11 protein-coding genes are annotated in these 14,040 nt (G+C 66.9%); 10 read left to right on the top strand and 1 reads right to left on the bottom strand.

The annotated features are described in order from the left end of the window. Positions 1–144: 144 nt before the first annotated feature. Positions 145–1,140, top strand: a complete 996-nt coding sequence (locus WS45_RS12445) for a LysR substrate-binding domain-containing protein (RefSeq protein WP_059689878.1) — start codon at positions 145–147, stop codon at positions 1,138–1,140. A 28-nt stretch (positions 1,141–1,168) separates the two neighbouring features. On the opposite strand, the gene WS45_RS34930 is transcribed toward WS45_RS12445, so the two are convergent. After that, positions 1,169–1,384, bottom strand: a complete 216-nt coding sequence (locus WS45_RS34930; RefSeq protein ID WP_156437132.1) for a hypothetical protein — start codon at positions 1,382–1,384, stop codon at positions 1,169–1,171. 406 nt (positions 1,385–1,790) lie between these two features. On the opposite strand from WS45_RS34930, the gene WS45_RS12440 reads away from it, so the two are divergent. From WS45_RS12440 to WS45_RS12400, 9 genes are all read left to right on the top strand, one after another. After that, entirely contained in the window at positions 1,791–2,213 is a 423-nt protein-coding gene (locus WS45_RS12440) for a hypothetical protein (RefSeq protein ID WP_059525671.1), read from the top strand. A gap of 75 nt (positions 2,214–2,288) precedes the next feature. Continuing rightward, complete coding sequence (locus WS45_RS12435; protein ID WP_059700076.1) at positions 2,289–3,047, top strand: hypothetical protein; 759 nt, start codon at positions 2,289–2,291, stop codon at positions 3,045–3,047. Between the two features lie 103 nt (positions 3,048–3,150). Then, positions 3,151–5,946 (top strand): poly-beta-1,6 N-acetyl-D-glucosamine export porin PgaA, encoded by a 2,796-nt coding sequence (pgaA, locus tag WS45_RS12430; protein WP_059700074.1) that lies wholly within the window; start codon positions 3,151–3,153, stop codon positions 5,944–5,946. A gap of 15 nt (positions 5,947–5,961) precedes the next feature. Continuing rightward, positions 5,962–8,055: a poly-beta-1,6-N-acetyl-D-glucosamine N-deacetylase PgaB gene (gene pgaB / locus WS45_RS12425; protein WP_059524962.1), complete on the top strand. Its 2,094-nt coding sequence runs from the start codon at positions 5,962–5,964 to the stop codon at positions 8,053–8,055. After that, entirely contained in the window at positions 8,052–9,323 is a 1,272-nt protein-coding gene (gene pgaC / locus WS45_RS12420) for a poly-beta-1,6-N-acetyl-D-glucosamine synthase (protein ID WP_059524960.1), read from the top strand. Before pgaB ends, pgaC begins: the two co-directional genes overlap by 4 nt. Beyond that, positions 9,301–9,789: a hypothetical protein gene (locus WS45_RS12415; RefSeq protein ID WP_059524958.1), complete on the top strand. Its 489-nt coding sequence runs from the start codon at positions 9,301–9,303 to the stop codon at positions 9,787–9,789. The genes pgaC and WS45_RS12415 overlap by 23 nt, the downstream gene beginning before the upstream one ends. 118 nt (positions 9,790–9,907) lie before the next feature. After that, positions 9,908–11,731, top strand: a complete 1,824-nt coding sequence (gene glmS / locus WS45_RS12410; RefSeq protein ID WP_059700071.1) for a glutamine--fructose-6-phosphate transaminase (isomerizing) — start codon at positions 9,908–9,910, stop codon at positions 11,729–11,731. Then, complete coding sequence (locus WS45_RS12405) at positions 11,731–13,029, top strand: hypothetical protein (protein WP_082721919.1); 1,299 nt, start codon at positions 11,731–11,733, stop codon at positions 13,027–13,029. The genes glmS and WS45_RS12405 overlap by 1 nt, the downstream gene beginning before the upstream one ends. Positions 13,030–13,195: 166 nt before the next feature. Next, positions 13,196–14,032, top strand: a complete 837-nt coding sequence (locus WS45_RS12400) for a c-type cytochrome (protein ID WP_059700069.1) — start codon at positions 13,196–13,198, stop codon at positions 14,030–14,032. Positions 14,033–14,040 lie beyond the last annotated feature (8 nt).

Here is a 14,040-nt window from a genome sequence, read left to right as displayed (position 1 = left end):
CCGACAACGCCCATGCATATTTCGACTAACACCAATCGAAAAAAAACATCGGCTCCGATGCGCGAGGCGCGGTACGCTACCAAACCGGTTCAGTGAAACGGCGCCGCCGCCTTCCGGCGCCGACTATAAAAAGCGAAGATCAACATGGAAGCAAAGTGGCTGGAAGATTTCCTGAGCCTTGCGGATACCAAGAGTTTTTCCCGGGCCGCGCGTCATCGGCACCTCACGCAGTCGGCATTCAGCAGACGAATCGCCGCGCTCGAAACATGGATGGACGCGAAGCTGGTCGACCGCAGCATCAACCCGATCGCGCTGACGCCGGCCGGGCAGATGTTCCGCGGGCTGGCCGCGGACATCCTGCGCAGCATGTATGCGGCACGCAACCTCGTGAACGGCTACGACCAGTTCGCCGCAAGCGACCAGGTGGTGCGCTTCGCGGTCGCGCATACGCTCGTGTTCACGCTGTTCCCCGAATGGCTCAAGCAGTTGAACGGCGAAGTCGGCCACGTGACCGCGCGCGTGAACGCGGTGAACGTGCCCGAAGGCGTGCAGCAACTCGTCGAAGGTGAATGCGATCTGCTGCTCGGCTATCACCATCCGCAACTGCCGATCGTGCTCGATCCGAACCACTTCCCGTTCGTCACGCTCGGCGTCGAGCGGATCCTGCCGGTGTCGACGCCCGACGCGCGCGGCAAGCCGGTATTCGAACTGCCCGGCACGCCGGACGCGCCGCTGCCGCTCCTCGCGTATTCGTCGGGCGCGTTCCTGGGGAACGTCGTCGAGATGCTGCTGCTGAACGCGTCCGAATCGTATGCGCTGCATCGGTGCTTCGAGACGCACATGTCCGAGGCGTTGAAAGGAATGGTCGTGGCCGGGCACGGCATCGGCTGGCTGCCCGAAAGCTGCGTGGCGAAAGAACTCGCGGATGGTTCGCTCGTTCGTGCGGGCTCGGCGGACTGGATCACCGAGCTCGAGATTCGCCTGTACCGGTCGGCCCGCAAGCGCGGGCTCGCGGCCGAGCAGTTGTGGACCTACATCATGAACCGCCCGCGCGTCGCGGCCGACGGCACGCGTGCGGCCGAGCCGTCGATCGAGCCGGCCGTGCGCATCGCGCGCCGCAGCGCCGGCGGCAGCCGGTAACACCCTCCACCGCCCCTCATCGCCCGATTTACCGGCGCGCCGCGCGGATGCAATCCGCGCGGCGCGCCGGTATTTCATGTTCGCCGTCGCGAAGCATTTTTCGATCCCGTTTCGTCTTCAATATGCGTTCCGCACGCCCGATCAATTCCACGATACCGCCAAACGTTTGCGAATCCGAATGAATTGTCGACTTGAATAACGGAAATACCCTGTTACACAACATATCAAAAGTTTCGATTTTCATGTAACGACAATCTCGCCAAAAACGTCATACCAGCCCTTTCGATTTAGCTGACCTGTGCTTCATGATTCATCGTGATGCGCCGATGACAGAGGCAAGTCTTCCTTTTATCAGTCGTTATTTTTCGGCACAAAGTTCGGTACCACTTACGTCGGAAAATTGCGAAATGGTCATCGCTACCGGCGAGCAAGTTTCATATTCGGCAATATCGACTTTGTTCAGCGCTGATCCATTTCGTCGAATGAGTACCAATCCTATTTAAATAAGACATTTAAAGCATGTCCCATTCGGGCCACGCGCGATTGTTTGTTCAAAGCCCATCGTGTATCAATAGCATGTCGCAAAAAGAACGTCGCTAATTTTCAAATCGGAATAAATGCGCTGTCAGCGATTTCGGATGGAGGTTGCAATGTCTTCCTCGTTTGAACAGCATGCTCGCCCGCTCCTCGGCATCGTCGTATCCGCACTCTGCATCAACGCCGCGGCACAGACCCAGCCCCCGGCACCCTCGTCCGACGCCGAGGCCGGCCGATACATGATTTCGTACATCTGCGGTGATGCGCGAATCGACGGTACGGCACCGCTTCCCCCCGATGGTCGCCCTTACAACCTCGGCGTGTCGTTCGTATCAGGCGCGAACGGGCAACCGCTGTCGAACGTGCAGGTGCGGCTGCGACGGCATGGCCGCGTGCTCGTCGAATTCAAGGCAACGGGGCCGCGCTGTCTGTTCAGCGTGCCCGATGCAAGTTACCGGGTCGAGGGCACCTATCAGGGCTCGACTCAGTTCGCGGTCGTCGAAACGGGCGCACTCACCACGCAGTTGCGGTGGTGAGCGTCGGTTGAATCCGCGTGGCGATGGCATGTGCGCGCGTCGTGCACTGCAATCCGTCGAATCGAGGAGGACTGAATGACTCGTGCAGAACGACCGGACGGCTCGCCCGTCCGTCAGTCGAAGCCCGCCTGGGGCCCCGGAAAGAGTGCGGCACTCAGCATCATTGCGTTTGCCGCGATCTTCGGCGGCTTCGCGTACGTCCAGCGGGACGCGGGAGTCGGCCATGCAACCGTGACGCACGACATCGCCGGCATGATCGGCAGCACCGTCGGAAAGTATCGCAACGCCATTGCGGCCGCGACGGCCGACGCCTCCGGCGCGGCATCGACCGTCGCGCAGGCCGAGCCGGTTACGCCTTCCGTGCCGGGAACGCAGTATGCGTCGGCAACTCCTGCCGTGTCGGCCACGGCGGCGCCGGCCGCACCGCCGCGCACGACTGCCCGCGCCGCCGCGAAACACCCGCACCCCGCGCATGTACCGCCCACGACGCTCGCGGCCAACGCGCTCGCCGCATCGGCCGGCGGTCGCGTGGCACGGCCCGGCGACACGCACCGCACGTCACGTTCGCAGGCGCTCGCAAGCACGAAAAAACACACCGACCCCGCGCCGCGTCGTCAACCGCAATCGTATCTCGCCGACTCGCCGCACATGGAGGCCACCAGCGTCACGCGCGACGAACTGGAAGGCGCGCGCGCACTGGCCCGGGCGCGCTGGTGCGCACGGATCGACGAATGGAATTGCGTGGAGCAGAACGCGAGCCGCGCGCTCGCCATCGACCCGAAAAACAGCGAATCGCGCGCGCTGCTTGGACAAGCGATCCGCAACCGCCTGTGAAGCGGCCGGATGCCGCCGGGCCTCGCTGCCGGCGGCACGACGACCGGCGACGCGCGTCGCCGGGCGTGCAACCGATGTGATCGTTTCAGAGTGAGGAGACATCGTGGCTAACAATCGTAGGCAACAATGCACCACCGCCGCTCCGCCCAACCGGCGGATCCTCCTGCATGCGCCATTGCTGTTGCTGCTCATCGCGTCCGGCTCCTGCCTTGCCGCCGAAGGCGACGCGGCCCCGGGCGGCGCGAGCGAAATCGCCGGGACGCGCGGCGCGACGGATGCGCTGCCGCCCGACATGCAACCGACGGCGGCGTCGCTGGGAATCGCCCAGGGTCGGAACGCCCTGCCCCCGCAAGCGCCGACGCCGATCGCGCAGGCATCGGATGCGTCGATGCAGCTCGCGCAGGCGTCGGACCCGCAACCGCAAGCGATGCCGATCACGGTCGTGGTGGATCCCGACGTCGCCCAGCCGAGCGAACCGGCGCCGGGCGCGCCGATCCAGATCGCCCAGGCGACCGATACCGCGCCACCGAGTACGCCGCCACCGATCGAGCCGACGTCGAGCGCCCCGATGCAGCCGGCCCAGGCATCCGACACCGCGCCGTCAAACACGCCGGCACCCGTCGCGCAGGCATCGGACGCGCCGATCGGCGTCGCCCAGGCCGCGAACCCGCAGCCGCCCGACACGCCGGCGCAAACTACCGCGACAACGTCCGACACACCTGCGTCCAGTTCGCCCGCGCCGGTCGCGCACACACCGGAGCCGCCGCCGCAACCCGCGCAGGCCGCAACCACCGCGCCCTCGACTGCGCCGACGCAAACCGCGCAGGCCTCCGGCACCCCGATGCCGGGCTCGCCCGCGCCCGTCACCCAGACACCGGGCTCGCCGCCCCCGTCCTCCGTGACGCCGAATTCACAGACGCCCGGCGCCCAGCTGCCCGGCGAGCAGACGCAACGATCGCAAGGCCCCGACGTCGAAGCGCCGAACGCCCAGATGCCGAATCTGCGTACCGCCGACGTCGCGACGGTGCGCAACGACGTGTTCGGCCTCGCGGCAAGCGGCGGCGCGATCCAGGCGCTCGAGGAAGCGAAGGCACGGCCCGATGCGTTCTCCGCCGTCGACGTCGCGCAGCTGGAGGAATTGGCGATTCGCCAGCAGGTGCGCGGCGGACGTGACAAGTCGCGCTCGATGACGAGTTCCGACCGCTTCGACGGCCTCGACAGCGCGCTGCACGCCGCGGACGACCTCGACAAGCGGATGCCGGCCACGCCCGAATATTCGCCGGTCAGGACGGCGCTCGCGGGCGACCGCACCGTCGCCTACGCGGCGCGCGGCGACATGACGAAGGCCGTCGCGACGTTCGAGACGATTCCGTCCGACGCGGAGATCTCGATCGATGCGCTGGCCGCCGTCGGCGACGCCTACCTCTACCTGAGCGAACCGGCCAAGGCGAACGGCGTGTACCAGCGCGCGCTGAAGCAGGCGACCGCCGCGCCGACGGACCGCGCAACCCGCGGCTTCCAGTACGGTGCACGCACGCGTGCGATCGAACTGCGCGAAGGGCTGTTCTGGTCGTACGTCGACCAGGGACGCGCGGCGGACGCGAAGCAGGTGCTCGACGACATCGGCAAGTCGCTGCCGCCGGCCAAGGAGGTGCGCAACTACGGTCCGGAAGAAAGCGACTTTCTGCGTTACTACCGGCTGCGCGCGCAATACCTGATTTATACGGGCCGCGTCGACGAAGGGATCGCCGCGCTCGAGCAGCTCGAGCAACAGGTGCCGTTCAATGCGGAGGTCCGTGCCGCGCATGCCGACGCGGTGTCGGGCCAGGCGCATCCGCGCCAGGCGATCGCGATGTATCGCGCTTCGCTGACCGACCACCCGGACAGCGTCGAGATGCTCGCGGGCCTCGGCCGCGCGGCGCTCGTGGCGGACGACTACGCGACCGCGAAGTACGTCGACCAGACCGTGGACAACGTATTTCCGGACAGCGGCGCCGTGCGCGGTTTCAAACGCGACTACAAGGCATACCGCAGCCCCGTGTTCACGACCGACCTGAGTTTCGAGCACGGCAACAGCGCGCTGGCCGACAACAGCTTCACGTCGGACAGTTATGTGTACTCCCAACCATTCGGCGACAACTGGCGCGTCTTCTCGCACACGTTCTTCGGCCATGCGCAGACCGACTCCGGCAGCGTCAGCCGCACGCGCACGGGTGTCGGCGGCGACTACCGGCACGGGCCGCTCACCGTGCAGGGCGAAGTCACGCGCTCGTTCGGCGCGGACGGCCGGACCGGCGGCCGCGGATCGATCGCGTACGCGCTGAACGACTACTGGACGGTCAGCGCCGGGCTCGACACCAACGACAACTCGCTGCCGTGGAAGGCGTATGCCGCGCACATCTGGGGCCGCTCCGCGAACGTCTCGGTCGTGTATCGGCAGAACGATCGTCGCGAGGTCAAGCTGAACTACGGCGTGAGCCGGTACAGCGATTCGAACCTACACCAGGAAATCACGGCAATCGCCACGCAGCGCGTGTACACGTCCGCCAACCAGCTCGTCAACGTATCGCTGGACCTCGGCACCGACAGCAACACGCGCCACGACGCGCCCTACTTCAGCCCGAGCCGCGATTACGCGGCCGCGGCGACCGTCATGCACCAGCTGACGCTGTGGAAGAAGGGCGACATGTCGCTGCAGCAGCGCGTATCGGTGTCGGGCGGCGTGTACAACGAGCGCGGCTTCGGCACCAGCCCGCTGTGGAGCGCGCGCCTCGAGCACGCGTGGACGTTCAAGCACGACATCACGCTGAGCTATGGCGTCGAGGTCAGCAGCCACGCGTACGACGGCCAGCGCGAGCGCTCCGAAACCGGCTTCCTGTCGGTCAACCTGCCGTTCTAGCAAGGAGATCGCTCAATGCAAACCAGACGGACCTTCATGTGCGGATGCCTCGGCACGTTCGCCGCCTGTTCGCTGTTCCCGGGCGTGTCGAACGCCCGGATGATCGACCTGCTGCCGCCGTCCGATCCGGCCGACGGCAAGACGTTCCGCGTGATCTGCCTGCACGACGTGCGCGACAACCTGATGGCGTCGTTCTCCTCCCCGTCGGCGATGGTCGACCCGTTCGCGGTCGATACCGGCACGCTGACCGCGATCTTCTCGTGGCTGCAGACCAACAACTACCACACCATCACGGTCAAGCAGATCGAGGAATCGCGGCACGGCGGCAAGCCGCTGCCGCCGCGCGCGGTGCTCCTCACGTTCGACGACGGCTACCGCAGCCACTACACGAAGGTGCTGCCGCTGCTCGAGCGCTTCAAGTATCCGGCCGTGATGGGCATCGTCACGGCGTGGATCGATGCGCCGCCGAATGCGCCGATCCGCATCAGCGACAAGATCCAGGTGCCGCGCGACTACTTCATGTCGTGGGAGGAGGTGCAGAAGGTCGGTCAATCTCACCTCGTCGAGCTCGGCTGCCACACCCACAACCTCCATCACGGCGCGGTCGCGAATCCGCAAGGAAACGAATTGCCGGCGACCACGTCGCACCTCTACCTGCAGAACGAGAAGCGCTATGAAACCGACGCCGAATTCGAAGCGCGCGTGCACGACGACCTTCAGACATGCGTGCGGCAGATCCGCGAACGCACCGGCATCGTCGCACGCTCGATGGTGTGGCCATACGGCGCGGAAAACCAGCCCGTGCGCAAGATATCGACGTCGCTCGGCATGGACATCCAGTTCAGCCTCGATGCCGGCCCGAATACGCCGGACGTGCCGCTGGACCGGCTGAGGCGGATCCTGATGATGTACGACGTCGACATCGGCGGGTTCGAGCGCTCGATGCGCGAGCCGGCATCCAACCGCGGCGACGTCGACGTGCCCGAGCGCATCGTGCAGGTCGATCTCGATCAGGTTTACGATCCCGATCCCGCGCGTCAGGAAGCGAATCTCGGCAAGCTGATCGAGCGCATCTACCGGATGCAGCCGAAATCGGTGTACCTGCAGGCCTATGCCGACCCGAAGGGCACGGGCGTGGCCGAAGCCGTGTATTTCCCGAACCGGCACCTGCCGATGCGCGCCGACCTGTTCTCGCGCGCCGCGTGGCAGCTCAACACGCGCTCCAACGTGCAGGTCTATGCATGGATGCCGGTGCTCGCGTTCCGGCCACCGCCGGACAAGCATCAGGGCCTCGAGGCCGTCAGTGCATACGGCGGCGCGCCGGCCCGCGAGAACGGCACGCGCGTGTTCCGGCTGAGCCCGTTCGATCCGGAAGCGCGACTGATGATCCAGCAGGTCTACGAGGATCTCAGCAAGCACGCGTCGTTCAGCGGCATCCTGTTCAGCGACGACGCCGTGCTCGACGACTACGAGGATGCGGGCCGACATGCGCTACGAACCTATTCGCAGTGGGGGCTGCCGGCCGACGTCGGCAAGATCCGCGAGAACCCCGACCTGATGAAGCGCTGGACGCGCCAGAAGTCGCGCTACCTGATCGACCTGACCCGCCAGCTCGAGCAGATCGTGCTCGCGCATCAAAACGTGGGCGACGTGCTGACCGCGCGGAACATCTTTGCGATGCCGGTGCTCAAGCCCGAGTCCGAAGCGTGGTACGCGCAGAACTACGACGATTTCCTTGCCACCTACGACTACGTCGCGCTGATGGCGATGCCGTACATGGAACAGGCGAAGGACCCCGAGGGCTGGCTGGACCAGCTCGTGCGCACCGTCCGTACGAAGCAGCGCGGGCTGCAGCGCACCGTGTTCGAACTGCAGTCGTACGACTGGCACGCGCACAAGGACGTGCCGGCCCGCACGCTGCTCGCTCAGATGCGGCGGCTGCGCAGCGAGGGCGCGGTGAATTTCGGCTACTACCCGGACAACTTCCTGAACGGCCAGCCGGAGCTCGACGCGATGCGCGACGTGATGTCGCTGAAGTCGCGGCTCGATCCGACCTCGATCAACGCGCTGATGCAGATGCAGCATGCGCAGGGAACCAAGACGCCATGACCACCCACAGCATCATCCAGCGCCTGCAGGATTTCGTCTTCTACTACCCGTTCTTCATGTCGTATCTGTGGATGATCGGTGGCGTCGTCCATTACTTCCTGCTCGAGGAAGGCCGCGAGCTGTCGACGCGCACGATCGCGGCGAGCGGAATCCCGAAGATCTCGATCGTCGTGCCGTGCTTCAACGAAGCGGCGAACGCGCGCGCCGTGATCCGCCACCTGAACGCGATGGACTACCCGAACTACGACATCATCGCGGTCAACGACGGCAGCAAGGACCGCACCGGCGAGATCCTCAACGAGCTGGCCGTCGAGATCCCGCGGCTGCTCGTGATCCATCACGCGCGCAACGAAGGCAAGGCGGTCGGGCTCACCACCGCGGCCGCAGTATCGAACGCGGAATACCTGCTCTGCATCGACGGCGACGCGCTGCTCGCGCACGACGCGATCGGCTGGATGCTCGAGCATTTCCTGACCGATCCGGGCGTCGGCGCGGTCACGGGCAACCCGCGCATCCGCACGCGCACGTCGCTGCTGGGGCGCATGCAGGTCGGCGAATTCTCGTCGATCGTCGGGCTGATCAAGCGCACGCAGCAGGTGTACGGCCGCATCTTCACGGTATCGGGCGTGATCACGATGTTCCGCAAGACCGCGCTCGCCGATGTCGGCTACTGGAGCTCGGACATGCTGACCGAGGACATCGACATCAGCTGGAAGCTGCAGTGCCGCGACTGGCGCGTCGTGTACGAGCCGCACGCGCTCAGCTGGATCCTGATGCCCGAGACGCTGAAGGGGCTCTACCGGCAGCGGCTGCGCTGGGCGAAGGGCGGCATCCAGGTGCTGCTCAAGTACGCGGGCACGCTCGCGCGACCGACGCAGATGATGATGTGGCCGCTGTTCGTCGAGTACCTGATCGGCATCGCGTGGGCCTATTCGATGTCGTTCATCCTGCTGCTCGCGCTGATCGACGTCGTCTACCCGCTTCCGCAGACCTGGCATGTGTCCGTGGTGCCGCACTGGCACGGGATGCTGCTGGTCGCGACCTGCATCCTGCAGCTGATCATCGGCAGCATGATCGATCGTCGTTACGACGAAAAACTCCTGATGTATTTCCTTGACACCGTCTGGTACCCCGTCGCGTTCTGGTTGATCAGCATGGTCACCACCGTCGTCGCCCTGCCCGCCGTCGTATTGCGGGGCCGCGGCAAGCGCGCCGTTTGGGTCAGTCCCGACCGAGGCATTCAACATGAAGAACGCACCGATTATTGACCTTTCCCTGCGCGCCCCGCGCGAACTGATCGCCGAACGCGGCGGCATCGTCGGGCCCGTGCTCGTCGCGTGGTTCCGCCTCGTGCGGCCCGCGCTGGTCGGAGGTGTGTGGGCATCGATCTGCATCTATACGTACCGCTACCTGCTGCCGTTCAACCAGGCCGAGATGCCGATCGAGCAGATCGTGTTCTACGTGACGAGCATCGCGCTGATCGCCGGCACGATCGTCACGTGGCTGATCGCGGGACGTGTCGTGCACCCCCTCGCGTACCGGTTGCGCGTCTCGAAGATGCTGCGGCGCTCGGCCAGCGTGAAGATGCGCTCGCTGCCGCCGACCGCGCTCGCGGGCGCCCGCCGGCGCGGCGCGCGGCGCACGTCGCGCATTCTCGTCGCGTCGCACGATGCGAACGGCTCGATCTCGGGCATCGAATGGATCGCGCACGCGGGACCGCAGCCCCGCGAATAGGTCACCGGAGACGTGCCGCGCCGGACGCGACGCATGCCGCGCGACGCGACACCGCTCCCGGATTCGCGCCGTCGCGTGTCGTGCGCCGGCCTGCAACTTCCTGTAGACGAGGTGAATCATGTGCGGAATCGTCGGAGCAAGCGGCCTGAACAATCAGGTGCCGCAACTGGTCAATGCACTGAGCCGGCTCGAGTATCGCGGTTACGACTCGTGCGGCATCGCCGTGCTGCGTGACGGCCGCCTGCGCAGCGAACGCACGCTGCGACGCGTGGCGGACCTGCAGGACCGCGTGCTGACGCTCGGCCTCGAAGCGCAGACGTGCATCGCGCACACGCGCTGGGCGACGCACGGCGCGCCGTCGGAAATGAACGCGCACCCGATCATGTCGGGCGACACGATCGCGGTCGTGCACAACGGGATCATCGAAAACCACGATGCGTTGCGCGCCGAACTGCGGGAGCGCGGCTACACGTTTCGCGGCGAGACCGACACCGAGGTGATCGCGCATCTGATCCACAGCATGTATCGCGACGACCTGTTCGATGCCGTCACCCGCGCGGTCAAGCGGCTGCACGGCGCGTACGCGATCGCCGTGCTGAGCGCGCGCGAGCCGCAGCGGCTCGTCGCCGCGCGCGCGGGCTCGCCGCTCGTGATCGGCATCGGCGCGGACCAGAACTACCTCGCGTCCGACTGCGCGGCGCTCGGCGACCTGACCGACCGCTTCGTCTACCTGGAAGACGGCGACGTCGCGCTGATCACGCCGGAACGGATCGACGTGGTGGACGCGATCGGGAGCGAGGCACAGCGTCCGCTGTGCCTGGTCAAGGCGCGCGACGACGACGCCGCGCTCGGCCCGTATCAGCACTTCATGCAGAAGGAGATCTTCGAACAGCCGAAAGCGATCGCCGCCACGATCGACGGTGTCGACACGATCTCGCCCGCGCTGTTCGGCGGCAGCGACAGCACGCGCGCGCTGCTGTCGAAGACCCGGAGCGTGCTGCTGCTCGGCTGCGGTACCAGCTACTACGCGGGCCTGACCGCGAAATACTGGCTCGAGGGCATCGCAGGCATTCCGGCGCAGGTCGAGATCGCGAGCGAATACCGTTACCGCGACACCGTGCCCGATCCGCGCACGCTGGTCGTCGGTATTTCGCAGTCCGGCGAAACCGCAGACACCATCGGCGCGATCGAGCGCGCGCGCGCGATGGGCCAGGATCTGTCGATGGCGATCTGCAACGTGGCGACCAGCTCGATCGCGCGCGGCGCGCCACTCAGCTTCCTGACGCGGGCCGGCATCGAGCTCGGCGTCGCATCGACCAAGGCATTCACGACGCAGCTCGTCGCGCTGTTCGTGCTGACGCTGACGCTCGCGCAGCAACGCGGCCGGCTCGATGCGGCACATGTCGCGATGCACCTGAAGAAACTGCACGAACTGCCGGATCGCATCGCTCACGCACTCGCGCTGGAAACGCAGATCATGGGCTGGGCCGCGAAGTTCGCGCGCACCGAGAACGCGCTGTTCCTCGGGCGCGGCATTCACTATCCGATCGCGCTGGAAGGTGCGCTGAAGCTGAAGGAAGTGTCGTACATCCATGCGGAAGGCTATCCGGCCGGCGAACTGAAGCATGGCCCGCTCGCACTCGTCACGAGCGCGATGCCGGTCGTCACGATCGCGCCGGACGACCGCCTGTTCCAGAAGCTGAAGTCCAACATGGCCGAGGTGCGCGCACGCGGCGGGCGGCTGTACGTGCTCGCGGGCCATCATCTCGAGATCGACGCCGACCGCGACACGCACCTGATCCGCGTGCGCGAATCGGGGGACGCGCTGTCGCCGATCGTCAACGTGATCCCGTTGCAGCTGCTCGCGTATCACGTCGGGTGCGCGCGCGGCGCCGACGTCGACAAGCCGCGCAACCTCGCGAAATCCGTCACCGTCGAATGATGCGACGGCCGGTCGCGACGCCGATTGCCACCGTGCGCGCCCATGCGGGCGCGCGCGCCGCCGCGTGGCGTGTCGCGACCGTGCTCTGCGGCGCGTGTTGCGCCATCGCGGCACCGTCGCACACATTCGCCGGCCCGCCGGTCGTGCACACCGTCACCGTGCAGGCGCCCGCGTCGCCGCAGGACAGCGGCGACCCGCGGCGCTTCATGCACGGAATCGGCGTGGCCGACGCCGGCGACGGCCGGCGCTGGGTGTTCTTCAGCAGCTCGGGCATCGCGCCGCGCGGCGCGCTGCGCAACGGCAACTGGCCGCACGACGTGTACGTCGGCGAATGGCTGCCGGGCAAGCCGCGTCTGCTGCGCGTCCGTACGTTCATCAGCCGTCCGGAAGCGCAGGAGCCCGTATCGATCGCGCAGAATCCGCGCGGCGACATCTTCGTCACGTTCGAGGACGGCTGGAACACGCCACAGGAGGTCAGCCAGCGCTACGGCGTCTATCGGCGCGACCTGAAGCCGATCAAGCCCTACCCGAACGACGTCGAGGCGGGCGGTCACTCCGGGCATGTCGCCGCGGTGGGCGAACGCTTCGTCGTGTTCTATTCCGCCGACTGGATCGACGGTGGCGGCGTCGACAACCTCGGCACCGGCAACGGCGTCTACGTGAAAACCTACGATGCCGACGGACGCGTGCTGAATCACGTGCCGGTCGCGCCGCACCGCCGCGAATGGTGGCCCGTGGTCGCCGGCTCGCCGCACCGCGCGCTGCTCGTCTGGCAGAAATACATCGAAGGCAGCACGGACGCGACGCTCGAATACGCGACGTTCGATCCGGTCACGGCGAAGCTCGACAAGCTCGGGCCGCTGAGCGACGCGATCCAGTACTACGTGTATTCGTCCGCGTACGTGCCGGCGATCGACCGCTTCGTCGTGGTCACGACGACGGCGGACAACCGCGGTGTCGCGATGCTGATCGACCCGGACGGCCATCGCCTCGCGACGCTCGACTGCCTGCCGGCGTCGGTGCGGGAATCCGGGATCGGCGTCGACGGCACGCATGCGTATGTGCCGACGCGCGACGGGCGGCTGCTGACGCTGGCGCTTTCGGCAACCGGCATGTCGGTGAGCGGCGCGCAGCGCTCGCCGATTCCGTGGGGCTCGACCGGCATCGCCGGGTTCGCGGCACGCGGCGGCACGATGCATTTCGTGTCGCTGACGCCGTCCGGGACGCGCGAAGCCGATTTCGACACGGCACGGGAGACGCCTTTACCGAAGACCGACGCGCAGTGTCCGACACATTGACGGCGACGCGAACGGGACCGGACCGACACCGCCGCCCCGTGTAATTGCGCCGATCCCCCATCGAATTCGCCAGCGACGCCCGTACCGGCTAGACTGTCGCCCGATTCCATCCATCGGCCGCGCGCTCGCCTTTCTGCCGCCGCCGGAACGCCCCCACGGAGAACGAATGCTGAAGCGCCGGTGGTTTTCGCTGTTGCTGGTGACGGTGTGTCTGATCGCGACGCGCGCGTCCGCGCAGGGCTCGCTCGAACTCGAGACCGACGGCACGCCTCGCGTGCTGACGCGCCAGGCGCTGCTCGCGCGCGCCGACGCGACGGACATCCACGTGCCGCGCGACATCGCGTACGGCCGGCCGATGACGTTCCGCGCGGTGCCGTTCGCCGCCCTGCTCGGCGACACGCCGCTGCCGGCGGACGGCGTGCTCGAAACGCGCGCGGCCGACGGTTTCGCCGCGCAACTGCCGCTGGATCTCGCGCGCCGCCGTGCGCCGGCCGGCGCCGTCGCGTGGCTCGCGATCGAGGACCCCGCGCATCCGTGGCCGAAGCTGCCGGGCAAGCAGGTCAGCGCCGGGCCGTTCTATCTCGTGTGGCTCGGGGCGGATGCATCGTCGGTGCGCGGCGAGCAATGGCCGTATCAGATCGTGCGCATCACGATCGAATCGTCGCCGCTCGCGCGCTGGCCATCGCTCGCCGTCGATCCCGCGCTGCCGGCGAACGATCCGGCCCGCGCGGGCCAGCGCCTGTTCGTCACGCAATGCCTCGCGTGCCATCGCCTCGACGGCGCGGGCAGCAGCCAGGCCGGCCCCGACCTGAACGCGCCGATGAATCCGGTCGACTACTTCCAGCCCGCCGCGCTGCGCCGCTACATCCGCAATCCGGCATCGGTGCGCGACTGGCCGGGCCGCGTGATGCCGGCATTCCCGCCCGATCAACTGAGCGACCGGGAGCTCGACCAGATCGTCGCCTACCTTACGTTCATGGCGCGGCGCAAGGCGGGCAAGTAAGCCGCGCC

The sequence above is a fragment of the Burkholderia sp. RF2-non_BP3 genome, from assembly GCF_001522185.1.
GTDB classification, from domain to species: domain Bacteria; phylum Pseudomonadota; class Gammaproteobacteria; order Burkholderiales; family Burkholderiaceae; genus Burkholderia; species Burkholderia diffusa.
Note: the sequence above shows the minus strand (reverse complement) of the source record. Positions and strands in the feature narration are given on the sequence as shown.